The following is a 25,595-nucleotide window of genomic DNA, read 5'->3' on the forward strand; positions in this document are numbered from 1 at the left end:
GTAGTCAAAAATTTAAGGGAATGTACGCATTTTAGGGCACCGCGGGTTACACCGGGGACAGCACGGGTTGCTTGACCTTTACCGACAAGGCTTTGCCCTTGCGTGCCCGTTTTCCCACATAGTCTTCCAGGGCGGCAGTGTCGAGTTCCTGCACTGTTTCCTTGTTGCGGTATATCCCGCTGACCGATATGCCGGCCGCACCCCCTGGCACGCACTGGGCGAGCACATCGCCTGCATCCAGACCCATGAGTATGGTGCCTCGCCCGCCTCCGGAAAGGGACTTGAGTTCAGCAAGGTCCACGACCAGGAAACGCCCTTTTTTGGACAACATCGCGATATAGTGATCTGTAGCGCGCAGTCCTATGGGTTTCAATAAAACGCCGTCCTTTTCCAGCGTAACGAATTGCTTGCCAGCGCGTTGGCGCGAGGTGAGGTCTTTGAGCGTGGTGATGAAACCATAGCCATCCTGTGTGCCAAGCACATAACGCTGGCTGGCAGCACCGGCGATCATGTGGGTGATGCGGCTGCCTGCCTCCATTTCTATCATCGTGGTGATCGGCTGGCCATCGCCACGTGCCGAAGGCAATCCTGCCACGGCCACGGTATACACGCGGCCACTGGTGGAGAACGCGACGAGATCGTCGGTACTGAGGCATTCAATCGCATCATAAAGGCCGTCGCCCGCCTTGAAGCTGAACTGCCCGACATCGTGGCCATGCCCCTGGCGGGTACGAAGCCAGCCACGTTGGGAAATAATGACTGTTACCGGCTCTTCAATGACGCGGCTTTCTAGCACAGCGCGTTCAGCGGTTTCTATCAGCGTGCGTCGATCATCGCCATAGGTCTTCGCGTCGGCTTCGATTTCCTTGATCATCAGACGCTTGAAAGCATTGGGATTGTGCAGCAATTCCTGTAGGGTAGTCTGTTCGTCCTTCTGGACGGCCAACTCTTTTTCTATCTTGAAGCCTTCCAGCCGTGCTAACTGACGCAAGCGCATTTCAAGAATATCTTCGGCCTGACGCTCGGACAAGTCAAAGCGCTGCATCAGTGCAGTGCGTGGCTCATCCGATTCGCGTATGGTCTGGATCACTTCGTCCACATTCAGGTAAACGACCATCCGGCCTTCCAGCACATGGATGCGATCGGTGACTTTATCCAGCCTGAACTGGGTGCGACGGGTAATCGTGTGCGCGCGAAATCCCAGCCAATCGGTCAAGACCTGGCGCAGGGACCGCTGGCCGGGTCTCCCATCGGTGCCGATACACACCAGGTTGATGGAAACGCCGGTTTCCATGCTGGTCTGGGCCAGGAGCGTGTTGATGAATTCATTCCGGTCTATGCGGCTGCTCTTGGGTTCGAAAACCAGACGTATCGAGGCCTGTTTGCCGGATTCGTCGCGCACGGTGTCCAGCAATCCCAGAATGAGGGCTTTGGTCTGCTGTTGATCGGTACTGAGGCTTTTTTTGCCCGCCTTGATCTTGGGATTGGTCCGATCCTCGATTTCTTCCAGGATTTTCTGCGACGAGGTGCCGGGCGGCAGTTCGGTGATGACCAGCTGCCATTGCCCCCTGGCAAGTTCCTCGAACTGCCACCGTGCGCGGGCCTTGATGGAACCGCGCCCCACGCTATAGATATGTGCGATATCGGCCGGTGAGGAAATGATCTGTCCGCCTCCCGCGAAATCGGGCCCCGGCACAAGGGCGTAGAGATCCTCGTCGGAGAGTTTGGGATTCTTGATGAGGCTCACGCATGCACTGGCGATCTCCCGCAAATTATGGGCGGGAATCTCAGTGGCCATGCCCACGGCAATGCCCGACGCGCCATTGAGCAGCATGACCGGCAATCGCGCCGGCAGCAGCATGGGCTCTTTCTGGCTACCATCGTAGTTCGGCGCGAAATCCACCGTGCCTTCGTCGAGTTCGTCGAGCAACACGCGGGCAAAAGGGGTGAGCCTGGCCTCGGTATACCGCATGGCCGCCGCGTTGTCGCCGTCACGCGAGCCGAAGTTGCCCTGACCATCCACCAGGGGATAGCGCAACATGAAATCTTGCGCCATACGCACCATGGCATCGTAAGCGGCTTGATCGCCATGAGGGTGATACTTGCCAAGCACATCGCCCACGACCCGGGCGGATTTGACCGGCTTCGCGCCGGAGGTAAGCCCCATGGCCTGCATGGAGTAGAGAATGCGGCGTTGGACCGGCTTTTGGCCATCGGTGAGATCGGGCAATGCCCTTCCCCGTACCACCGATACGGCATAATCAAGGTATGCCTGCTCCGCGTAATGCGCGAGCGTAATACTATCGCCGTTCGGTGCTTCGTCGAACAAGCCTGTTTGAATACTGTCCATTGTCATCTCTGTGTGGATTTAAACGTCGACCTCGGCCAGATTTCCTTTCTGCTCGAGCCAGGTGCGGCGTTGCGCCGATTCCCCCTTTCCCATCAGCATATCGAACATCTGCGTTGTAGCCGCCAGCCCAAGGTCGCCGTACGCCACTGGCGTAAGCCGACGGGTATCGGGGTTCATCGTCGTGTCCCATAGCTGCTCGGCGCTCATTTCGCCCAGGCCCTTGAACCGGCTGATGCTCCACGACGCTTCGCGCACGCCTTCCTTGCGCAATTTGTCCTGTGCCGCATCGAGCTCGCCCTGATCCAGGCAATATACCTTGCGCGCAGGCCGCTTGCCGGCCGCTGGCACGTCCAGCCGAAATAAGGGAGGACGAGCAACATATACATGTCCGGCTTCGACCAGCCGGGGAAAGTGGCGGAAAAACAATGTCAGCAAAAGCACCTGAATATGCGAGCCATCCACGTCGGCATCCGACAATATGCAGACACGCCCGTAGCGCAAGCCGGAAAGATCGGCTTTGTCGTCAATCCCATGGGGATCCACCCCGATGGCCACCGCAATATCGTGGATTTCATTATTGGCGAACAAGCGATCGCGGTCGACCTCCCAGGAATTCAATACCTTGCCTCTCAGGGGCAGGACCGCCTGAAAGCCCTTGTCGCGCCCCATTTTTGCCGAGCCGCCAGCCGAGTCTCCTTCGACCAGGAAGACCTCCGTCCGGGAAATGTCACTGGACTCGCAGTCAGTCAACTTGCCGGGCAATACCGCCACACCGGAGCTCTTGCGTTTTTCCACTTTCTGCGCCGACTTGGCACGGGCCTGCGCCTGTCGTATGGCGCTCTCGGCCAGCTTCTTGCCATACTCGACATGGGCATGCAACCAGAGGTCCAGCGCATTCCTGGAGAACCCGCTCACCAGTCGCACGGCATCCCGGCTATTCAGGCGTTCCTTGATCTGCCCCTGGAACTGGGGATCGAGCACTTTGGCGGACAATACGAAACTGGCCCGTGCAAAGACATCTTCCGGCAGCAGCTTGACGCCCTTGGGCACCAGACTGTGCAACTCGGCAAACGACTTGACGGCGTTGAACAATCCGTCGCGCAGCCCCGCTTCATGGGTACCGCCCGCCGTGGTCGAGATAAGGTTCACATACGACTCCCTTACCACGGGGCCGTCGGCCGTCCATACGACCACCCAGTGCGCGCCTTCCCCCGGCGCAAAGGAATCGTCGTCGTCGCCGGCGTATTGTCTGCCCTCGAAGACCGGTATGATTTTCTCGGCGTCGCCCAAGGCCTCTTCCAGATAGCCGCGCACGCCGTCTTCATATTGCCATTCGCGTGTTTCGGCGGTTTTCTCGAGCGTCAACGTAACCTTGATGCCATTCAACAGGACAGCCTTGCTGCGCAATACATGCACAAGCTCCGCCATGGGTATGGTCGCCGAGTCGAAATATTTGGGATCGGGCCAGACCCGCACTCGCGTACCGGTTTTTTTTCGCCCGACCGGATCCAGCTCTTGCAAGGGTTCCAGCACGTCACCATGGGCAAATACCAGCTCGTGTGTCTTGCCATCACGCCACACGCGCACTTCGAGCCGGGTGGACAGTGCGTTGGTCACTGAAACGCCGACACCATGCAGGCCGCCTGAAAACGCATAGGCACCGCCATCCTTCTTGTCGAACTTGCCTCCGGCATGGAGCCGTGTGAAAACCAGTTCGACCACAGGAGCGTGCTCTTCGGGGTGCAGACCCACGGGAATGCCACGCCCATCGTCTTCGACGGTCACGCTGCCGTCGGTGTGCAGGGTCACCTTTATTTGCTGGACGAATCCGGCCAGGGCTTCGTCTGCAGCATTGTCGATGACTTCCTGGAGAATATGCAGGGGATGGTCGGTACGTGTGTACATGCCGGGCCGTTGACGCACGGGTTCAAGACCTTTGAGTACTCGGATGGATGTTTCGTCGTAGCGTGGTGTAGCCAATTTTTTCTCTAATTTCTGTAGGAATTACGGTATTTTACGGAGTATGCGCTTTATTGCAGTGGATGCAGCCCGCGCCATCATGGACAAAACGCCTTGTGCGCGGCGGGGCTGTCAGTGGTATGCTTGTAAAAAAACGGGCGCCAGGCGCCGTTTGCTTATTAGAATACATGGTCTTGCTGTCTTTCTTCCTGACGGCAAATTCAAGTCACTATCATCTTCTTAGTTTTCCTATCATGAGCGAATCCATCAAACACGTGAGCGACGCGTCTTTCGAGAATGACGTCCTGAACTCCGACGTACCCGTACTGGTCGATTACTGGGCCGCATGGTGCGGCCCCTGCAAAATGATCGCCCCCCTGCTCGAAGAGGCAGCGGGCCAATACGAGGGGCGTGTTATCATAGCCAAAGTCGACGTGGACGAAAACCCCGAGACAGCTGCCAAGTTCGGCATTCGCGGCATCCCCACCCTCATGCTCTTCAAAGACGGCAAGCCTGCTGCCACGAAAGTCGGCGCACTGTCCAAGTCGCAACTCAACACCTTCCTAGACGAATCCCTGTAAAAGGTCGTTTTCGCGCGAGCCTGCTCTAGGCTCGCCACTACTTTGCAAATACCCCCCTCTTTCTGCACATGCATCTCACCGAATTAAAAGCACAGCACGTTTCGAAGCTTCTCGAAATGGCCGCCGCCCTTGACATAGACAATGCCAGCCGGCTGCGCAAACAAGAACTGATGTTTGCCATCATGAAGCGGCATGCCAAGCAAGGCGAACAGATCTTCGGCGACGGCGTCCTCGAAGTCCTGCCTGACGGTTTTGGTTTCCTGCGCTCGCCTGAAACCTCCTATCTGGCCAGTACCGACGACATTTATATTTCGCCGTCACAGATTCGTCGCTTCAATCTGCATACCGGTGACTCCATCGAGGGTGAGGTTCGTACTCCCAAAGACGGCGAGCGCTATTTTGCCTTGGTCAAGGTCGACAAAGTCAATGGCATGCAACCCGAGGCCATCAAGCACCGCATCATGTTTGAGAACCTCACGCCACTGCATCCGGACGAGGTAATGACGCTTGAACGCGACATTAAAAGCGAAGAAAACGTCACCGGCCGAATCATGGATATCTTTGCCCCGATCGGCAAAGGTCAGCGCGCCCTTATCGTGGCCAGCCCCAAATCCGGCAAGACAGTGATCATGCAGCACATGGCTCACGCGATCAGTGCCAACTATCCTGACGCGGTCATGATCGTGTTGCTGGTCGATGAACGCCCGGAAGAAGTTACCGAGATGCAACGCACCGTGCGCGGTGAAGTCGTGGCATCCACCTTCGACGAACCCGCCACGCGGCACGTACAAGTGGCCGAAATGGTCATTGAAAAAGCCAAGCGCCTGGTCGAGCTCAAAAAAGATGTCGTCATCCTGCTTGATTCCATCACACGCCTGGCGCGTGCCTACAACACCGTGGTCCCCGCCTCCGGCAAGGTCCTTACCGGTGGCGTCGACGCCAATGCGCTGCAACGACCCAAACGATTTTTCGGTGCTGCCCGCAACGTGGAAGAAGGCGGCTCGCTGACCATCATTGGTACAGCCCTGGTGGAAACGGGCAGCCGGATGGATGAAGTCATCTACGAAGAATTCAAAGGCACCGGCAACTCTGAAGTTCATCTGGAACGCCGCCTGGCCGAAAAACGCGTTTATCCGGCTATCAACCTGAACAAGTCCGGTACGCGCCGCGAAGAACTCTTGATCAAACCAGAACTTCTGCAGAAGATCTGGGTACTGCGTAAATTCATCCACGACATGGATGAAGTCCAAGCCATGGAATTCATCCTGGATAAAATCCGCGCGACCAAGACCAATTCCGAATTTTTCGACATGATGAAGAAATAAAACGATGACCCTACCTACGCTCGATCAGTTTCTTGCCCAGATACACGCCCGCGACCCGAATCAGCCGGAGTTCATGCAGGCCGTCAAAGAGGTCATGCACAGCCTTTGGCCGTTCATTGAACAGAACCCTCATTACGCGCAGCATGGCATCCTGGAACGCTTGGTCGAGCCGGAGCGGGTCATTCAATTTCGCATTTCCTGGGTGGACGACCAAGGCAAAGTGCAAATCAATCGCGGTTTTCGTATCCAGCACAGCGCGAGCATCGGTCCATACAAGGGCGGCATGCGCTTTCACCCGTCTGTAAACCTGTCGATCCTGAAATTTCTGGCATTTGAACAGACATTCAAGAATGCGCTGACGACGCTTCCCATGGGTGGCGGAAAAGGCGGCTCCGATTTCGACCCGAAAGGCAAGTCCGATGGCGAGGTCATGCGCTTCTGTCAGGCCCTCATCGTCGAACTGTACCGACACCTGGGTCCCGACACCGACGTTCCGGCCGGGGATATCGGCGTAGGAGCTCGCGAAGTCGGCTTCATGGCTGGCATGATGAAGAAGCTGTCGAATTCGGCCGGGTCGGTCTTCACTGGCAAAGGTCTAAGCTTCGGAGGCAGCCTGATCCGCCCGGAAGCCACGGGATACGGCACGGTCTATTTTGCCGAAGAAATGCTCAAGCACGCGCGCCAATCGATGGAAGGTCTGACGGTGTCCGTATCGGGTTCGGGCAACGTTGCTCAATACGCCATCGAAAAGTGCATGCAACTGGGCGCCAAGGTCATCACGGTCAGTGACTCTCATGGGGCCGTGATCGATAAAGCCGGTTTTACCCCTGAAAAGCTGGCCGCGCTCATCGAGCTCAAGACCAAGCAGCGGGGGCGGGTCGAAGACTACGCCAAGCAGTTCAAGCTCGTCTATGAAGCGGGAAAAAGACCGTGGCACGTGCCAGTCGATGTCGCCCTTCCCTGCGCCACGCAGAATGAGCTTGAAATCGACGATGCCAAAACGCTGATCAAGAATGGTGTCCGTTGTGTCGCCGAAGGCGCCAACATGCCAACCAGCCTGAATGCCGTCGACGCCTTTATCGATGCCAACATCCTGTATGCGCCGGGTAAGGCCAGCAATGCGGGCGGCGTGGCCGTATCCGGTCTCGAAATGAGCCAAAACTCACAGCGTCTGCAGTGGACACGTGAACAGGTCGATAGCAAGTTGCACGCGATCATGCGCGACATTCACGAGAACTGTGTGCGGCACGGTACAAGCTCTGGCGCCAAATCGGTCAACTACGTAAATGGCGCCAACATCGCTGGCTTCGTCAAAGTGGCTGACGCCATGCTTCAACAAGGTATTTGTTAGCAGCTGGCAACCAATACAATGATGCCGCAGCGTAGTGCCTTCGCGGGCCACGCGCTGCGGCATCATTGTTTCCGACATCCGTACACCCCCGACATTTCAGGGTGTGATGGGACTGGATTCTTTCACCTTTGACGCGGCGGGTACAACCGTATCGCTGATCTTGGGATCATCCCAGTCGCCGTCGATATGATATTGTGCAGTCATTGCCTTGGCCAAAGGCGTTTTCAACAACCACTGCGTCAGAAACGCGCCTATACCCACGATAGGATTGATGGCGATACCAGCCGCGATGGCCGCTCCGCTGACATCCAGGTTCGGTACGACCACCGCTTCGAGATCCAATCGCTCACTGATCAAATTGATGTCGCCGGCAAGGACGATAGTACCCACCGGACCTACGACGCGGTAGTCGTCAGTACTCATCACACCGCTATTCAATAGCAAAGTGCCACGCAGCCTGTCGTACGGAAAGCCGTCTTTGGCCAATCCGGCAGGGTTGATGTCCATACGCGCCAATCTTTGCAACGACTGCAGCGATAATAATTCCAGCAAGCGTGACGATCGAGAATTCACGCTGCTGAACCGGCCATTCTGCAGGTCGATCTCCACTTTACCGTTCAAGTCGGCCCGACTCACGTCCCACGGCATATTGTGCCATTCCAGGCGGCCAACGACTTTGCCAGCGCCTCCCCTCATGAGATCCTTGAAACCGGCGTGCTCGAGGTATTCACCAAGGTTGCTGAACGTCGCTTCGGCATCCAGTGTCAACCCGCGGTCCTTGCCGCTAAGCCGCCACGTACCCGCCCCCGTCAATAGACCTCCAGGACCGGTCACCTTCAACTGATCAAGCCGCCATAACTGTCCACGGGCCTGATTGACGCCTACGACAGTCAATTCACCGGCATCCCGACCGTACAGACGCAAGTTCTTCACGTACAGATTGACGCCCGGTATATCGAGTTGATCGCTGACCTCGTAGCTTTGGTCGTCGGGCGCTTTGCCGTCTGCACCGGCCTTCTTTTGGGACCCCAGGGCCAGCCGGTCGAATTTGGCGTCGATATGTCCCGCAATCCGCTGATGCGCTTCGCGCCAGAACAGTGTGCCGGCCGTTTGCGAAGAACTAATGTCCACACGCCACTGTGCGGTTGCTGGACGACGGGCGGTGAAGGTCAGCTCATCAAATACCAGCCCCAAGGCCTGCGCCCGCCCGGTCTGCAGGCGCAGTTGGCGCAGCTCGGGTAACAATCGGTAGTTCTGGCCTTTTTTTGTCTCGGGCAGCGGGGTGGCAAATTCGGTGATCACGCGGTCCCAGGCATCGACATTGACAGATGGGTAGCGGATATCGACATTCGCACCGGCGCCTGAAAGCACCGCATCCTGGTTCACGCCCAGCGCGGCCGAAGAGAAGTACGGGCCGGCAACCTGCTTCCTGTCATGCAGCAGCGTGGCATGTATCGTGTTGCCCACCGCAATCTTCATGGCCACGAGCTTGCCATCAGTATGTTCGCCCCAATCGATTCTCAACGGCATCGACTGCGCGGCAGTCTTTCCAAGGGGTGGGGGCAAATCAAGTGCCAAACCGGATAAATCTGAATTGATCGTGAAAGAAAGTTTCTGGGTACGGGCGTGGTGAAACACTGCCGTGTACGGTACCGTACCCTTCAGGCGCTTCATTCCCTGCATGCCTACAAAGCCCGCCAACGCGTCAGCGCCGACCTGTCCTTGCATTTGCAAACCCGTGGACGCGTCCTTACCAGCCTCACCACTCAGGGACACAGGACCTCCAAGAAACCTTCCTTTCAATCCCTTTGCGCTGAGACCGGCATCTGAAAAATCGAGAGTGCCGGCCAGTTGTGTAAACGGCGGCATGGCTGGTGACAGGCGCACGCTGCCGCCTGAAAACCTGATTGCGCCCCGCACTGTTGTATCGCGGCTATGAAGCAGGGGGATGTTCAAGCCTAGCGGAACCACCCATTCGCCCTCGGCCGTTGCCGTATTGAGCACGCCATCCAGCATTTCACCTAACGGCGAACGGGTTATCAGCGCCAGATAGGCCTTACTATCACCGCGCGTAGTGCCCTGCACGGTCAGCACAGGTTTTTCCTCGATGTTGGGAATATGGGCAAAGACGGTGCTTAACTGGATGGGCAGGCCGGAGTCGGGATGCATCAGCGCCCGGTCCGTGACCAAGCGAAGATCGGCCCTGTTCAACGACGCCCGGCCTCGCATATCTGAAATCCGCGGCCAGCCCGGCGATTTATCGTCGGCGGGAAGGTAGTCGATGACGCCTCCTGAAAACTCCCCGACGACACGAAAATTGCCTTTCGATGGGTCTTGGGCAAACGGAAAGTGCGCAAGATCACCGTTGAGCGTCAGAGTTGCATTGTCAATCTGACCATCCAGCAGGCCTGTGGCCATCCAGTCGCGAGCCTCCACGCTGACAGTGTTGGGCAGGTAATCGTCGATTGATGCGATCAGCGCATGTCGAAAGCGTCCATACGCATCGATCTGCCCGGCAGGGCTCGAGCCACCTTCGCGCCAACTGCCGGCCAGGCTGGCCTGCATATCGCGATTGGACAGGTTGACACGTTCGACATCCAGCTGCAAGGTGGAGTCCGGGGATCTCTTGGCGCTGCCTTTTGCATCCAACATGTCGAAACGCAATGTTCGACCAAACAGGGTCGGGGCCTGGAATTCCAGGCCTTTGGCCGCCAGACGAATTTCGACCGGTGCGATGGGCGCGGCTGAACCGGTGGCTCCGATGAGTGGCCGACCGGCCATCTCGAGGTCCAAAAGCGACGGAAATACGTCCTGGAAGCCGTTCCAGCCGCCTGCCAGATAAAGGTGCAGGAATTCAGCCGCGACGTGGCCGCCGTCAGGGAGTTCATCCAGCGTCCAGCGTCCGTTCCAGGCCGCCATGTCCAACGTGTAGCGTCCCATCGTGCCCGCATTCAGTTCCAGCCACCCCTTTGCCGTAACCTCGCCCGACAAAAGCTGGCGTGGTGTGTCGATCCAGGTGCTCCAGCCCAAAGGACTCATCCGGTCTATATGAGCATACAAGGTGCCTACGCTATTGCGCAAAGAAAAGGCCTGCCCTTGCGCAGCCGTTAATTGCCTGAATTCGCCGCGCAGGTCCAAGGACCTTCCCAACTCCGAGGGGGGCGCCGCACTCAAGGAAAAACGGTGGTCACTGCCGCGATTCTGCAGGACCAGTGTCATATCCCTGAACACCAAGGGGATCCTCGTACGTGTTTCATCCAGCCAACGCAGCGTCGAATCACGCAACACAACCTGGCGTTGGGTCGCCAGCCAGCCCATCACTTCGTCGTACACGCCGGAATCCAGCTGTTCGGGAACACTGGGCTCGAACGATTGCCCCATGACCCAGAACCGCTCAAAACGGTCGCGGCGCACACTGACATCGACACCGCTGGCATCGATGCGTGAAAACTGGAGCGTCAATGTGGCCACGCTGCGCCAGCTCAGCTCGGCCCGGACATGCGGGAGGTCCAGCACTTTGCGTTGACGCTTGTCGATCAACGTAACATCGGACATGGCAAGTCGCGGACGCAGACCGCTCCAGTCGGCGCTGATATGCCCCAGGTTTACGGTGACATTCAAGGCTGAAGACAGCTGCTGCGCTATCTGCGGTCTCCACTGATCGACATTGGGCAGCAACCAGTACCTGACACCGAGAAACAGGCCGCCTGCCGCGAAATAGACGAGGAGCAACAGCTTGGCGAGCAATTTTAAGAAGGGGGAAGCGATTCGTAGCACCGATTGAGAATTAGCCAGAACAGTATTATTTGCAGTATCTTGTACCCGTTTTCACGGTTTTCATCTCGCTGTTTGCCAGCCTCACCCCTTTCTTCCAAACCTTATGTCACTCGCCATTATATTAGAGCCCGCCCTGCAATGGTCTGGCGCCCTGCGCCGCAAGCTGGGCGCCAACAACGCGTTCGAGCATTGGCTGATCAGCGCGATCCAGCAGCCTGTCTCGCCAGACACCATCCATGCCTGGTTTGATGAACTGCGACAGGACACCACCGTCACCGCACTTGCCTTGCCGGATATCCGCAGGGTATTGCGCCAGTTGCGCGAACGGGTGTTCTTCACCACCATGGTACGTGACATCAACGGTTGCGCCCCCCTTCATGAAGTGGTGACAGCCATGTCCGCACTCGCCGACCTGGCCGTGGCCGAAGCATATAAAAGTGTCGTAAACAGCCTTGCCGACGCTCATGGCGTGCCACTGGATCCGAATACGGGCCGACCGCAAGAATTGTTGATCGTGGGCATGGGGAAACTCGGGGGGGAAGAACTCAACGTATCGTCCGACATCGATCTCATCATGCTGTACGGTGAGGAAGGAGAAACCACAGGGAGGCGGAAGCTGAGTCATCACGAGTTCTATGGACGCGTGACGCAACGCATGATGCCGGTCCTCTCGGAACTCGATGCCGATGGCCAGGTATTCCGTACCGACCTGCGCCTGCGCCCGGACGGCGACTCAGGTCCTCTGGCCTGGAGCCTGGACGCTCTGGAAAACTATCTGGTAACCCAGGGACGCGAATGGGAACGGTATGCCTGGCTGAAAAGCCGAAGCATTCCCTGCAAGGCATTTCCCGACAGCGATCCCGCCAGCCAGCTTGAACAACTCGAGTCCCTGCGCATTCCCTTTGTCTACCGCAAGTACTTCGACTTCGACGCCCTGTCGGCACTGCGCGGTTTGCGTGAACGCATACGCCAGGACTGGCAGCGACGTGCTTTGGCACGCACAGGCGTCGATACGGTGCATAACATCAAGCTTGGCGACGGCGGCATCCGCGAAATCGAGTTTATCGTTCAATTGAACCAACTGATACGCGGCGGCCGCATGCCGTCGCTGCAACAACGTTCACTACTGTCCGCGCTGCACGCTCAGAAAGACGCGGGCGTCATTTCAAGTGAAGTCGCCGACAAGCTCGAAGCCGCCTATTGCTTTCTGCGGCAGGTCGAGCACCGGCTGCAGTATCGGGAGGACGAGCAGACCCACTTGCTCCCGCGCGACGAAGAGCAACGCCTCGGATTGGCGCAATCCATGCACATGACACTATCGGAATTCGATGCCCAGCTGTCGGATCACCGAGCCTACGTCGAACAGAATTTTCGTAATGCCTTTCGACTTGCAGGCATGGGAGGCGATGACGAGAATGGCGACGATACATCGCCTTCACACGCCGAAGCGCCTTGCGGTAATCTGACTGAGCATATCTGTGAGCACCTGGGCGCGCAGGCGCCAGCCATTTGCCAGCGCGTCGATGCCTTGATGGACAGCCACCGCATCCGCAGCCTGCCTATAACCAGCCGGAAGCGGATTGAAACATTGCTGCCCTCCATTATCAGTATCGCGGCCCAGACCGAACAGCCCCAGGAAACGACCATACGACTATTGACGCTGGTCGAGAACATTGCGCAGCGCAGTGCATACCTGGCCCTGCTGGCCGAGTATCCCGACACTCTTGCACGGGTGGCGCGCATAGTCAGCGCCAGTCCCTGGGCCTCCGACTATCTTAGCCGCTATCCTCTTTTGCTGGACAGCCTCATCGAATGGCATTCTCTGCTGGAACCGCCAGACTTCCAACAAATCGCCAAACAATTGCACAGCGAACTGGATGCGTGCACCCTGCCTGACGGACAGCCGGATATCGAGCAGCAGATGAACCTGATGCGCGATCTGCAGCATCAGATCACATTCCAACTCCTCGCCCAGGACCTGGAAGGCGTCGTGACCGTTGAACATCTGGGAGACCGCCTGTCGGCGCTGGCCGACACGCTCCTCGCGGAAACGATATACCGTGTGTGGCCGCTGGTGCAACGCCGCAAGAACCGAAAAGACCTGACTCCCCCGAAATTCGCGATCATTGCCTATGGCAAGCTTGGCGGCAAGGAAATTGGCTATGCGTCCGATCTCGATCTGGTATTCCTCTACGACCACCCCGGCGAAGATGAGGCAGGCGAGATCTACGCCAAACTGGGAAGGCGCATGTCGTCGTGGCTGTCCACCATGACGTCGTCGGGTCGTCTATATGAAATTGACCTGCGGCTACGTCCCGATGGCGATGCCGGCTTGCTCGCCGTATCGGTCGAAGCATTTGCCGAATACCAGACCAAGCACGCCTGGGCTTGGGAGCACCAGGCAATCACACGGGCGCGATTCGTGGCAGGAGACCCGGAAATCGGCAAGCGGTTCGACCGCATACGCCAGGACGTCATGCTGTTGCCGCGTGATCCCCAGGCATTCCGGATGGAAGTACGCAGCATGCGCGAAAAAATCATTGCCGGGCATCCTAATCCGGGGCCCAACTTCGACGTGAAGCATGATCGCGGCGGCATGGTGGATGTGGAGTTCATCACACAGTATCTGGTGCTTTGCCATGCTCGCCAGTATCCGGTATTGCTGGAGAACCTGGGCAATATCGCGCTATTGCGCCTGTCTGCTGAAGCCGGGCTCATATCTCCCGAATTGGCACGTCAGTCGGGCGATGCCTACAGGGAGTTCCGCAAGGCGCAACATGCATTGCGTCTGCAGGGCGCTGAAAAGGCCAGGGTACCGCCCAATGCACTGATCAAGGAACGCGCCGCCGTACAAGCGCTTTGGAATACCGTCATCGGAGGCTAAAATGGCGATTGCGACCATCAATCGATACGCCGGTATCCACGTATTCTGACCATGACCGACATTCAACGCCCCAAGCTTGCCCTGCCCGATAACCGCAAGAAAGTCCTCTTGCATTCATGCTGTGCGCCCTGCTCGGGCGAAGTCATGGAAGCAATGACCGCATCGGGCATCGACTACGCCATTTATTTCTACAATCCCAATATCCATCCAGACCGCGAATACGACATTCGAAAAAACGAGAACATCCGGTTCGCCGCTGAACACAACATACCGTTCATCGACGCCGACTACGATCGCGATAACTGGTTCGAGCGCGTGAAGGGTCTCGAGAACGAACCCGAACGCGGGCAACGCTGCACGGTCTGCTTCGACATGCGCTTCGAGCGTACGGCGCTCTACGCGCACGAGCATGGCTACGATACGATATGCAGTTCACTGGGAATTTCCCGATGGAAGGACATGAACCAGATCAATGGTTGCGGTGAACGGGCCGCGGCCAGGTATCCGGATCTGGTCTACTGGACATACAACTGGCGCAAGGGGGGTGGATCCGCCCGAATGATAGAAATCAGCAAGCGCGAGGCGTTCTACCAGCAGGAATACTGCGGCTGCGTGTATTCCTTACGCGACACCAACCGGCACCGCCGCGCCCAAGGGCGGGACCGCGTACAAATCGGCATCAAGTTCTATGGGAAGGACGAGTTGCAACTGAACCCGCCCCCCCACGAAAAATAAGGCCGTCCCCAATAACTTCCTTACTGCAAGGTTCTGGAAAATACGAACTTGTCGTTTTGCCAGTCCACCGGCACGACATCCTTGGGTCCGAATTTTCCTTCCAGTATCAGGCGGGCGACCGGATTCTCGATATGCTGCTGGATGGCGCGTTTCAATGGACGCGCGCCGAATACGGGGTCAAAACCGGCCCGCGCCAACTGCGCCAGTGCTGTATCGGAGACCTCCAGCCGCATTTCTTGCAGCGCCAGGCGCTGCGCCAGCCGCTGCACCTGAATCCGCGCAATTTCCTCGATATGCTTGGATTCCAGCGCATGGAAGACCACGACCTCGTCGATCCGGTTAAGGAACTCGGGCCGGAATGACGTTTTCAATTCATCCCAGATCACTTCCTTGATAACGTCATAGGGCTGACCGGCCATGCTCTGGATATGCTGCGAACCCAGGTTCGACGTCATGATGATGACGGTATTACGGAAATCCACCGTACGTCCCTGCCCGTCAGTCAAACGGCCGTCGTCCAGCACTTGCAAGAGAATATTGAATACATCCGGATGCGCCTTTTCGACCTCGTCCAGCAATATCACGCTATACGGCTTGCGGCGAACAGCCTCGGTCAGGTATCCCCCTTCTTCGTACCCGACGTATCCCGGCGGCGCGCCAACCAGCCGCGACACGGAGTGTTTCTCCATGAATTCGCTCATATCGATACGGATCATGTGGTCGTCCGAGTCGAACAGAAAGCTTGCCAGTGCCTTGCACAGTTCGGTCTTGCCTACTCCGGTGGGCCCAAGGAACAGGAAAGATCCATAAGGACGCGCTGGATCGGACAAACCCGCCCGTGAACGGCGAATCGCGTCGGCAACCAGACTGACTGCTTCGTTCTGTCCGACCACGCGCTGGTGCAGGAAATCTTCCATGCCCAACAATTTGGCCCGCTCCCCCTGCAACATTTTTGACACCGGAATACCGGTAGAACGGGACACCACTTCCGCAATTTCCTCGGCACCGACCCGAGTACGCAAGAGTCGCGGTTTGTTCGCATCAGGTTCGGCCTGCTGCCCCGCCTCGGCTGTCTGAAGTCGCCCCTCCAGTTCCGGCAGCTTGCCATACTGAAGTTCGGCCAGCTTATCGAACTGGCCCCGGCGCTGCAGTTCGGCCATGTCGGAACGAACGCGTTCTATCTCCTCTTTGATGGCTTGCGACCCCTGCACAGCCGCTTTCTCGGATTTCCATATTTCCTCGTAATCGTTGTACTCACGCTGAAGTTTCAGCAGTTCATCCTCGATTGCCTTGAGGCGTCGCTGGGAGCCCTCGTCGGTGTCCTTGTTGACGGCCTCGCGTTCGATTTTCAATTGGATGATGCGCCGGTCCAGCTTGTCCATGACCTCGGGCTTGGAGTCGATCTCCATGCGTATGCGCGCGGCGGCCTCATCGATGAGATCGATAGCCTTGTCTGGGAGGAATCGATCGGTGATATAGCGATGGGATAATTCTGCCGCCGCCACGATAGCGGGGTCAGTAATTGCGACTCCATGGTGCAGCTCGTAACGTTCCTGCAGGCCGCGCAGGATGGCGATGGTCGATTCGACGTCCGGCTCATTGATCAGCACTTTCTGGAAGCGGCGCTCCAGTGCGGCATCTTTTTCAATGTACTTGCGGTATTCGTCCAATGTGGTCGCGCCTATGCAGTGCAGTTCTCCTCGAGAGAGAGCAGGCTTGAGCATATTGCCGGCATCCATGGCGCCTTCGGCCTTGCCGGCACCTACCATGGTGTGTAATTCGTCGATGAAGACGATGGTTTTCCCATCGTCCTGCGACAGTTCCTTTAACACCGCTTTCAAGCGCTCTTCAAACTCGCCCCGATACTTTGCGCCTGCAAGCAATGCGGCCAGATCCAGCGAAAGTACGCGCTTGCCTTTGAGCGTCTCGGGCACCTCATTGTTAACGATACGCTGGGCCAGACCTTCGACTATCGCCGTCTTTCCGACACCCGGCTCTCCGATAAGCACAGGATTATTCTTGGTGCGACGTTGCAGTATCTGGATTGCGCGGCGAATTTCGTCGTCGCGCCCAATCACGGGGTCGAGTTTTCCCTGGCGTGCGCGGTCGGTGAGATCTGTCGTGTATTTGGACAAGGCCTCGCGGTTGGACTCGCCCTCGGAGTCGGTTACGTTGGCCCCACCGCGTACCGCGTCAATAGCCACCTCCAGCGCCTTGCGCTGCAGACCCGATTCTCTCAGGATACGTCCTGTCTCGCCCTTGTCGTCGGCAAGCGCCAACAGGAACAGTTCGCTAGCAATATAGCTATCGCCCCGCGTGGACGCTTCTTTGTCAGTTCGCGTAAAAACGGCTTGCAGGTCGCGGCTGACCTGTATGTTTCCTCCCGCACCCTTCACTTGCGGATACCCTTCGATAAGGGTATTCAAGGATGGCCCCAATCGGTTTACCGCCACGCCAGAGCGCGCCAGCAGGCTAGCTGCCCCACTATCGGCATCGGCCAACAGAGCCGCCAGCACGTGCGCCGGTTCGATATAGGGATTATCATGCTTGGCCGCCAGGCTCTGTGCGTCGCCAAGCGCTTGCTGAAATTTTGTGGTTAATTTGTCGAATCGCATAATCATTTCACATGAAAAGAGAGCTGCTTCGCTCGAATAAAGAATAAGTGCGGCCATAACAAGGGATTTCAAGAGCCTCTTGTTGACACACAGTCTAAACTGTTAAGCTCAAAAAACCCGATTTATTCCAACGTGCAAAGGAGCTCATCATGCGTGGAGTGATAAAAAAATGGGGCAACAGTGCTGCAGTCCGCCTGCCCTCTTCAATGATGAAAACGCTCAAACTCGACCTGGAAGATATGGTGGAAATCAAGGTGGAGCGCGGAAGCATTGTCATCGAACCGATACGGTCACAGGAATACCTGCTTTCTCAGCTGCTAAGCGCAATAAAGCCCGGTAACCTGCATGCCGAAATTGATTTCGGCATTGCCGACAGCTGATTGCCGGAGCGGCCATGAACAAACGTTACATACCTGATGCTGGTGATATTATCTGGCTACATTTCGACCTGCCCACTGGCAGCAAAGCACAAGACTATAAACCTGCCTTGGTTCTTAGTCCCTTGCCGTATAACAAGAAAACGGGACTGGTCGTATGCTGTGCAATCACATCGAATGCCAAGGGCTATCCTTTCGAGGTGCTGATAGCGCCCGAGAACCGTCTGGCGGTGCTCGCCGACCAGGTCAAGAGCCTGGATTGGGCCCACACAAAAATAAGCCATCATGGACGTATCGATTCGAATGAACTCGGCCAGGTGAGGGCAAAATTGCAGGCACTCATCTTCAAGGCCTGACCAGCCCGGTAACCAGCGGCTTTGCTATCATTCGCTTCCCCGAATATCGGTCGCACTCCACCTTCACCTGATCCGCATGGACAAATTCAAACAACTCAAGAGCTTCGTGGCTGCTGCGACGCTGGGCAGCCTTTCCGCCGCGGCGCGTGCCGAAGGTGTGGCGCCTGCCATGCTGGGACGACGCATCAATGCGCTGGAAGAGCGCCTGGGCATCAAGCTCTTGCTGCGTACCACGCGGCGCCTGACGCTTACCGCTGAAGGCAATGATTTTCTGGAGGAGGCACAGCGCATACTGCGCGACTTGAACGACGCTGAAACCCGCATCGCGCAAGGCAGCGTGAATCCCAGCGGCCATCTGCGCATCAGCGCTCCCGCTGGCTTTGGCCGGCGCCATGTGGCGCCGCTGCTCCCGGATTTCGTCACCACCTATCCCGACGTGACGATCGCCCTGGACCTGAGCGATCGGCTGGTCGATCTCATTGAAGAAGGGTACGACTGCGCCATCCGTATAGGCGAACTCGATGACTCGCAAATCGTCGGACTCCGGATCGCCGACAACAAACGCGTAATCGTCGCCGCTCCATCCTATCTCGGTCAACACGGCCGGCCCAATACGCCCGCCGACCTCGCGAAGCACAATTGCCTGTCGTTCGGCCATCAGGGCAACCAATCCCGTGGTTGGCTGCTGACGGAGGATGGACAGGTCAAGGCCATACGGGTGAAAGGCAATCTTGCATGCAGCGACGGCTCCATCCTGCATAAATGGGCTTTGGCAGGCTATGGCCTGGCATGGCGATCTCTGTGGGAAGTCCGCGAAGACATCGCGACAGGCCGGCTGGTAAGTGTCCTGGATGAGTATGCCGCGCCGGCCAATGGAATTTTCGCCATGCTGCCAGAGCGCAAGCATCTTCCATTGCGCGTGCGCCTGTTCGTGGATATGTTACGCGCACACTATGCGGCACCGTCATACTGGGAAACCCATTAGCGGAAATACCACATGTACGACCGCCGGTCCGCATGATGGCTTCTATCCCGTATACTTGATATAAATCAAATCTAGGCCCGGCTGGCTCGTGCAGTAAAATCGCTGCAAGTTCTGTCAAACCGCCCGAAAATGCTGTGGAAACAGCCTCACCCGCCCCGCTGTATCTGTATGCAAAAGACAATCACCGTTACACCCGATTCAACCCGCTGTTCGACATGCATGCTCAGCGAGATATGCCTGCCTTTGGGCATGGCCCGACACGATGTCGACAAACTTGATGAACTGATCAAGGAACGGATCCGCATCCCCAAGGGATCGGCACTCTTCCATCTGGGTGACAAGGCGGAAGCCGTCTATGGCATACGCTCGGGGTCGCTCAAGACCCAGTTGGAAGACGTCAACGGCCAGGTTCAAATCACCGGTTTCCTGCTACCGGGTGAAATCCTGGGCATGGATGGTCTGCTGGAAAACCGGCAGGTTTCGCATGCCCTTGCACTCGAAGACAGCGAAGTATGCGTGATACGCATTGACGAGCTGGATCAGTTAGGGCAACACATTCCGATATTGAACCAGCAACTTCGACGCCTGATGAGCAAGGAAATCAACCGCTCGCATCAATTGGTCATGTCGCTGGGCTCCTTGCGGTCCGAACAACGCCTCGCGGCGTTCCTGATCAACCTGTCGCAACGATTGGCCGCATTAGGTTATTCGTCCAGCGAATTCCTGCTGCGCATGAGCCGTGAAGAAATCGGCAATTACCTGGGCCTGACGCTTGAAACAGTAAGCAGGCTGTTTTCCCGTTTTGCCCGCGAAGGCGTGCTGCACATCCAGCAACGCCAGGTCCATATCGTCGATTTCCAGGCTCTGCGCGCCTTGGCGGGAACCGATTGCGGCTGATCCTTCCTGCCTGGAAGGGGTTGCCTAGATAGGGTCGCCGAACTCGTCGAACACTTGGCCGCGCGGCGCCATATGCAAGGTCAATGCGCTGGATAGCGCCGCCATGATCCAGAACAAAAAGAAACCTGCGGCATAGGCAAACTGCCGCCCTACCTGTAGGTGGCCAAGAAAGTTGATTTCCAGCGGGTCTACCAGCGCGAACACTGTCGCGCTGGTAGCTCCGGCGATTAGAAACGATGGCCATAAAACCCACATCAATGCACGCCACTTCATATCGACCCCTTTTCCTTCTCGGTGTATTGTCAACGTTCCGGCGATGCCTGCGCTGGGCTAGAGACTGGCCCTGGTTTACTTACCACCAGCCCCCGCTTGACGCCGCCATCGACTATCGCCTGGTCGCTGAAGTTCTGCACAGCTAGAACGATGGTAATAATACAGCCTATGATGGCCGCTGCGGGACCCGCCATCAGTATCCACGGCCAAGGCTCCCGCCACCACGGCTTGGCCGGACGAGGATTCATTTGATCTTTGGTAGCGACTTGTGGCATGACGTCCTCCTTGGTCGACAATTACATCTATTTCGGGACAAAAAAGCTGGAACGTTCGACCACGACTTTCTCGTTACCGTCGACAGAGGTGGCCGTAACCGTTAGATTGATATCGTAGAGCCCGGGTTTGACCTCTTGGGTCGGCGCCCGCAGCACCACAGGCACCAGCTTATTGGATGCAGCATCAATGTCCACCGATGTCGAGGAACTGTCGGCAGTGAGTATGGACAAACCCGGCACGCCACTGGCGCCCAGGGTGACAGACAACGGAGACTCCGTCGTATTGATGATTTGAAGACGGTAGACGTTTTCTATCATTCCGCCAGCCACCTCACGTCCCATTACGCCACGATCGCGAATGACATCGACACGCAGTGTGGTGCGCGTCGCGAGTGAAACGACGAAGGCAATGCCTATTACCGAAAGAATCGCCATGTAGGCAAGAACACGTGGGCGGAACAATCGTTTGCGAACCTGCGGCTGCGTGAGACCTTCGGTTATGGCGCGGCCTGAGGTGTAGCGGATCAATCCTTTGGGATAATCCATCTTCTCCATGACCTGGTCACAAGCATCGACACAGGCTCCGCAACCAATGCACATGTACTGCAAGCCGTCGCGGATGTCGATGCCTGTGGGGCAAACTTGCACGCATAAGCTGCAGTCGACACAATCGCCCATGCCGGCTTCTTTGTGATCGATACGTCGCGAGCGCCCTCCCCGGGGTTCGCCACGCTCAAAGTCGTAGGTGACCACATAGGTGTCGTCATCGACCATGACGCTTTGAAATCGCGCATAGGGACACATGTATTTGCAAACCGCCTCGCGCATGAAGCCGGCATTTCCCCATGTGGCGAAAGCATAAAAGGCCATCCAGAACCATTGCCATGGTCCCAGTGATAAGGTGATCAGGCCCATGCCCAGTTCACGTATGGGTGCAAAATAGCCAATAAACGTGGACCCCGTCCACCAGGCAATAAGTATCCAGACAGTGTGCTTGGCCGCTTTCAAGCGTATTTTGCGCCAGGTCCAGGGTTGTTCGTCAAGACGTATGCGCGCCAATCGATCGCCCTCGATACGGCGCTCGACCCACATGAAGATTTCCGTGTAGACGGTTTGCGGACAGGCATAGCCACAGAAAAGGCGGCCGGCCATGGCCGTAAACAGAAACAGCGCAAAGGCGGACAAGACCAGCAAGACCGCAAGATAAATGACGTCTTGCGGCCAGAGCACCATACCAAATATGTAGAACTTGCGGGCCGCCAGGTCCAGCAGTACGGCCTGACGCCCGTTCCATTGCAACCATGGCAGACCATAGAAAATGACCTGTGTCAGCACCACCATGGCTATGCGCCAGTGGGCGAACAGACCCGAAACCGAACGTGGATAAATCTTCTTGCGGACGTCGGCCAGGGCCTTCTCGACCTGGGGAGACGAACCACCACCCACTTTCGTGACCCGCGGCGGCTGCCAGGCCGGTGCTGCCGTCTTTGCAGGGTCTTGTTCCGGGATTACGGATGGCTCGCTACTCATGATATGTCCTATTTTGCTGCTACCGTATTACCTTGATTCGAGAGGCCCCACACCCATGCGGTAAGCATGCGGATCTGGGCTTCAGTCAGAAGGCCTTCCTGTGCCGGCATGATATTCTGGCGTCCATTGAGGATAGTCTCGACAATGGAGGCCTCGGAACTGCCGTACAGCCAGACGCCATCGGTCAAGTTGGGCGCACCCATGGCTGTATTGCCCTTGCCCTGGACACCGTGACAGGCGACACAGAACGTGTCGAAGCCGCGTTTGCCAGGCACAACCCGCAGGGAATCGCTGGCCAGGCCCGACAGCGACCGCACATATTGGGCAATGTCGGCAGCCTCACTAGGCTTGATCTGGGCGTTCCACGGTGGCATCATGCCATGACGACCTTTGGTGATGGTTTGCATGATCTGCTCTGGTTCACCGCCGTATAGCCAGTCTTGATCGGCAAGATTGGGGAAGCTGCCACTGCCCCGGGCATCTGAGCCATGGCACTGTGCACAGTTGTTCAGGAACAGCCGCTGGCCGATTTCGCGGGCCTCGGCATCGTGGGCGACCTGTTCAACCGGCATTTGCTGATAGCGCTCAAACAAAGGCTTGATTTGTTCGTTCAAGGCTATCTGCTCGTCCTTGACCTGCTTGGCGGCCGTATACCCCAGCGTACCTTTGTAACTGCCTACGCCTGGATATAAAAATAGCAGGGCCAGGGCGATGCCGCAAAGGCCCAGGTACATGACGGTCCACCAGCGCGGCACCGGATTGTTGAGTTCGGTCAGGTCGCCGTCCCAAACATGTCCCGTATCCGTGACCTGCTTGACATCATGCTTAAGCCAGGCGCGCTGGCTGAACAGCAACCATATGCAAAAGCCGATCCCGCCCAGGGCGATCACACCAATGAAGTAGCTCCAAAAGCTACTGACAAAATCACTCATGGGAGCCCCCGTCATTCTTGTTGATTGGTCTTTCGTCCGGCACGGCAAAGGGCAGGAGCGAAGCCTCGTGGTTTGCATCGGCACGGCCGCGTGAAAAAGCCCACCATACGATGCCCAGGAAAGTCGCCATGGCGATGATCGTCATAATTCCGTTGAGCACTGCCATTTACAAGCCTCCTTCCGAAACAGCTTTGGCTGCCGCGGCACGACCGGCCACGCCCAATCCTTGCAGGTAGGTAACCAGGGCATCCTCTTCGGTCTTGCCTTTCAATTGCTCAGGCGCCTTGGCAATCTGTTCATCCGTGTACGGCACCCCCAGAGTACGGAGCACCGACATGCGGTCCTGTATGTTTTCATTGGCCACCGAATTGTGCTGCAGCCATGGATAGCTCGGCATATTCGATTCTTTCACGACGTCGCGCGGATTGCGCAGGTGGATACGATGCCAGTCATCCGAATAACGCTGCCCGACCCGGGCAAGGTCGGGGCCCGTGCGCTTGGAGCCCCACAGGAAGGGGTGGTCATATTGCGACTCGCCAGCCAATGAATAGGGACCATAGCGTTGGACTTCCGAACTCAGCATCCGGATCTGCTGCGAATGACAACTGACACAGCCCTCGCGAATATAAATGTCGCGCCCGATGAGATTAAGCGGCTCGTAAGGCAGCACACCTTCAGTAGGTGTGGTCGTCGAGTGCTGGAAAAACAGCGGCACGATTTGCGCCAGCCCTGCAAACGAGATAACCACAACACTTAAAATAATCAGCAGGCCGACATTCTTTTCCAATGTCTTGTGCGAAAAAAAACCATGTTCTTGCTTGGACATTCCGGTTCTCCTCAAGCGGTTGCCGATGCAGGTCCGAGCAAGGCCGGATCACGCGCATCGGGACTGAACAAAGGCACGATCGGATTCACCTTGACCTGGCCTTTGATCGTTATCCATGTATTCCAGGCCATGACGAACACGCCGCTCAGGAAGCACAGGCCGCCCAGCATACGGATGACATAGAAAGGATACGTTGCCTTGACCGCTTCAACGAAACTGTACGTCAGCGTGCCGTCGACGCCCGTGGCGCGCCACATCAGACCCTGCATCACCCCGGCGATCCACATCGCGCTGATATACATCACCACGCCCAGCGTCGCCAGCCAGAAGTGCAGCTCGATAAGCTTCGTGCTGGCCATGGCGGTGCGGCCATACAGCCGAGGAATCATGTAGTACAGCGATCCGAAGGTGATCATGGCGACCCAGCCCAGGGCCCCCGAATGCACGTGCCCAATGGTCCAGTCGGTGTAATGCGACAAGGCATTGACCGTGCGGATGGACATCATCGAACCTTCAAAGGTGGACATGCCATAGAACGACAGCGCCACGACCAGGAATTTCAGGATCGGGTCGGTGCGCAGCTTGTGCCAGGCGCCTGACATCGTCATGATGCCGTTGATCATGCCGCCCCACGATGGAGCAAGCAGGATCAGAGAAAGCGCCATGCCCAGCGACTGGGTCCAGTCGGGCAGCGAGGTATACAGAAGGTGGTGCGGGCCGGCCCACATATAGGTGAACGCCAGTGCCCAGAAGTGCACGATGGACAGGCGATAGGAATAGATGGGACGCTCGGCCTGCTTGGGCACGAAGTAATACATCATGCCCAGGAAGCTGGTGGTCAGAAAGAAACCCACGGCATTGTGGCCATACCACCATTGCACCATGGCGTCCTGCACGCCGCCGTAAGCGGAATATGACTTCCACATTGAAACCGGCAATTCAAGATTGTTGAATATGTGCAGCACCGCAATGGTAAGGATGTAGGAACCATAAAACCAGTTAGCCACGTAAATGTGCTTGACCCTGCGCTTGACGATGGTCCCGAAAAACACGATGGCGAATGCAACCCACACAAAGGTCAGCAGGATATCGATAGGCCATTCAAGTTCCGCATACTCTTTGGTGCTGGTGTAACCCAGGGGCAGCGTGATGACGGCCGCAACGATGACAGTCTGCCAGCCCCAGAAAGTGAACGCCGCCAGCTTGTCGCTGTACAGGCGCGCCTGACAGGTACGCTGGACCACGTAATAGGCTGTGGCAAACAAGGCGCTGCCACCGAAAGCGAAAATGACGGCATTCGTATGCAATGGTCGCAAACGGCCGTAGCTGAGCCACGGGATGTCGAAATTCAGCTGTGGCCATATAAGTTGTGCGGCTATCCATACACCCACCGCCATCCCTACCACACCCCATACTATGGTCATGATCGTAAACTGACGAACCACACCATAGTTGAAGATTTCGGCCTGTTTTCCGACCGTATCGGAAGTGCCCATGAGTTTCCCCTAAAACAAATAAACAATGCTTGACGTCAAGCATGATCCAGCATGGCACTGAAGCTGACTTT

Annotated in this window: 20 protein-coding genes; 9 read left to right on the forward strand and 11 right to left on the reverse strand. The window is 57.1% G+C overall.

The genetic code is table 11. From position 1 onward, the window contains the following. Positions 1 to 46: 46 nt before the first annotated feature. On the reverse strand, positions 47 to 2,350 hold the full coding sequence (parC, locus tag CR155_RS05445) for a DNA topoisomerase IV subunit A (protein ID WP_439650417.1): 2,304 nt from the start codon (positions 2,348 to 2,350) through the stop codon (positions 47 to 49). Positions 2,351 to 2,368: 18 nt separating this feature from the next. After that, positions 2,369 to 4,330: a DNA topoisomerase IV subunit B gene (locus CR155_RS05450; RefSeq protein ID WP_102068980.1), complete on the reverse strand. Its 1,962-nt coding sequence runs from the start codon at positions 4,328 to 4,330 to the stop codon at positions 2,369 to 2,371. 233 nt (positions 4,331 to 4,563) lie between these two features. Between CR155_RS05450 and trxA the strand changes: the two genes are divergently transcribed. From trxA to gdhA, 3 genes are all read left to right on the forward strand, one after another. Further along, positions 4,564 to 4,890, forward strand: a complete 327-nt coding sequence (gene trxA / locus CR155_RS05455; protein WP_102069155.1) for a thioredoxin TrxA — start codon at positions 4,564 to 4,566, stop codon at positions 4,888 to 4,890. Positions 4,891 to 4,958: 68 nt separating this feature from the next. Then, the gene (gene rho, locus CR155_RS05460) at positions 4,959 to 6,215 is read left to right on the forward strand and encodes a transcription termination factor Rho (RefSeq protein WP_102068981.1); all 1,257 of its coding nucleotides are present in this window, start codon (positions 4,959 to 4,961) and stop codon (positions 6,213 to 6,215) included. A gap of 4 nt (positions 6,216 to 6,219) precedes the next feature. Continuing rightward, complete coding sequence (gene gdhA / locus CR155_RS05465) at positions 6,220 to 7,566, forward strand: NADP-specific glutamate dehydrogenase (RefSeq protein ID WP_102068982.1); 1,347 nt, start codon at positions 6,220 to 6,222, stop codon at positions 7,564 to 7,566. Positions 7,567 to 7,662: 96 nt separating this feature from the next. Here gdhA and CR155_RS05470 read toward each other — a convergent pair whose 3' ends face one another. Continuing rightward, positions 7,663 to 11,343: a YhdP family protein gene (locus CR155_RS05470; RefSeq protein ID WP_143705182.1), complete on the reverse strand. Its 3,681-nt coding sequence runs from the start codon at positions 11,341 to 11,343 to the stop codon at positions 7,663 to 7,665. A gap of 103 nt (positions 11,344 to 11,446) precedes the next feature. On the opposite strand from CR155_RS05470, the gene glnE reads away from it, so the two are divergent. Both glnE and CR155_RS05480 read left to right on the forward strand, forming a co-directional pair. After that, complete coding sequence (gene glnE / locus CR155_RS05475; protein WP_102068984.1) at positions 11,447 to 14,227, forward strand: bifunctional [glutamate--ammonia ligase]-adenylyl-L-tyrosine phosphorylase/[glutamate--ammonia-ligase] adenylyltransferase; 2,781 nt, start codon at positions 11,447 to 11,449, stop codon at positions 14,225 to 14,227. Between the two features lie 51 nt (positions 14,228 to 14,278). Beyond that, positions 14,279 to 14,962 (forward strand): epoxyqueuosine reductase QueH, encoded by a 684-nt coding sequence (locus CR155_RS05480; RefSeq protein WP_102068985.1) that lies wholly within the window; start codon positions 14,279 to 14,281, stop codon positions 14,960 to 14,962. A gap of 20 nt (positions 14,963 to 14,982) precedes the next feature. Here the strand turns inward: CR155_RS05480 and clpB are convergent, their stop codons facing one another. Continuing rightward, on the reverse strand, positions 14,983 to 17,577 hold the full coding sequence (gene clpB / locus CR155_RS05485; protein ID WP_102069156.1) for an ATP-dependent chaperone ClpB: 2,595 nt from the start codon (positions 17,575 to 17,577) through the stop codon (positions 14,983 to 14,985). Positions 17,578 to 17,726: 149 nt separating this feature from the next. Here clpB and CR155_RS05490 point away from each other — a divergent pair, with 149 nt between their 5' ends. The 4 genes from CR155_RS05490 (at position 17,727) to fnr (ending at position 20,192) form a co-directional block, all read left to right on the forward strand. Then, positions 17,727 to 17,957, forward strand: a complete 231-nt coding sequence (locus tag CR155_RS05490; RefSeq protein ID WP_102068986.1) for an AbrB/MazE/SpoVT family DNA-binding domain-containing protein — start codon at positions 17,727 to 17,729, stop codon at positions 17,955 to 17,957. Between the two features lie 14 nt (positions 17,958 to 17,971). Continuing rightward, entirely contained in the window at positions 17,972 to 18,310 is a 339-nt protein-coding gene (mazF, locus tag CR155_RS05495) for an endoribonuclease MazF (protein WP_102068987.1), read from the forward strand. A 76-nt stretch (positions 18,311 to 18,386) separates the two neighbouring features. Then, entirely contained in the window at positions 18,387 to 19,295 is a 909-nt protein-coding gene (locus CR155_RS05500) for a LysR family transcriptional regulator (RefSeq protein ID WP_102068988.1), read from the forward strand. 168 nt (positions 19,296 to 19,463) lie between these two features. Beyond that, positions 19,464 to 20,192 carry a fumarate/nitrate reduction transcriptional regulator Fnr gene (gene fnr, locus CR155_RS05505; protein ID WP_102068989.1) on the forward strand — a complete coding sequence of 243 codons (729 nt, stop codon included), beginning with the start codon at positions 19,464 to 19,466 and terminating at the stop codon, positions 20,190 to 20,192. A gap of 24 nt (positions 20,193 to 20,216) precedes the next feature. Here fnr and CR155_RS05510 read toward each other — a convergent pair whose 3' ends face one another. Genes CR155_RS05510 through ccoN form a run of 7 tightly spaced genes read right to left on the reverse strand, consistent with a single transcriptional unit; the run spans position 20,217 to position 25,524 of the window. Continuing rightward, positions 20,217 to 20,465, reverse strand: a complete 249-nt coding sequence (locus CR155_RS05510; protein WP_199171685.1) for a hypothetical protein — start codon at positions 20,463 to 20,465, stop codon at positions 20,217 to 20,219. 29 nt (positions 20,466 to 20,494) lie between these two features. Then, positions 20,495 to 20,740 carry a FixH family protein gene (locus CR155_RS05515; RefSeq protein WP_439650418.1) on the reverse strand — a complete coding sequence of 82 codons (246 nt, stop codon included), beginning with the start codon at positions 20,738 to 20,740 and terminating at the stop codon, positions 20,495 to 20,497. 27 nt (positions 20,741 to 20,767) lie between these two features. Then, on the reverse strand, positions 20,768 to 22,270 hold the full coding sequence (ccoG, locus tag CR155_RS05520; RefSeq protein ID WP_102068990.1) for a cytochrome c oxidase accessory protein CcoG: 1,503 nt from the start codon (positions 22,268 to 22,270) through the stop codon (positions 20,768 to 20,770). An 8-nt stretch (positions 22,271 to 22,278) separates the two neighbouring features. Next, positions 22,279 to 23,202, reverse strand: coding sequence for a cytochrome-c oxidase, cbb3-type subunit III (gene ccoP / locus CR155_RS05525; protein ID WP_102068991.1), 924 nt, complete (start codon positions 23,200 to 23,202; stop codon positions 22,279 to 22,281). Beyond that, positions 23,195 to 23,368 (reverse strand): cbb3-type cytochrome oxidase subunit 3, encoded by a 174-nt coding sequence (locus tag CR155_RS05530; RefSeq protein WP_102068992.1) that lies wholly within the window; start codon positions 23,366 to 23,368, stop codon positions 23,195 to 23,197. Before CR155_RS05530 ends, ccoP begins: the two co-directional genes overlap by 8 nt. Next, entirely contained in the window at positions 23,369 to 24,028 is a 660-nt protein-coding gene (gene ccoO / locus CR155_RS05535) for a cytochrome-c oxidase, cbb3-type subunit II (RefSeq protein ID WP_102068993.1), read from the reverse strand. Positions 24,029 to 24,039: 11 nt separating this feature from the next. After that, positions 24,040 to 25,524: a cytochrome-c oxidase, cbb3-type subunit I gene (gene ccoN / locus CR155_RS05540; protein WP_102068994.1), complete on the reverse strand. Its 1,485-nt coding sequence runs from the start codon at positions 25,522 to 25,524 to the stop codon at positions 24,040 to 24,042. Between the last annotated feature and the right edge of the window lie 71 nt (positions 25,525 to 25,595).

It is taken from the genome of Pollutimonas nitritireducens (assembly GCF_002849615.1).
Taxonomy (GTDB): domain Bacteria; phylum Pseudomonadota; class Gammaproteobacteria; order Burkholderiales; family Burkholderiaceae_B; genus Pollutimonas; species Pollutimonas nitritireducens.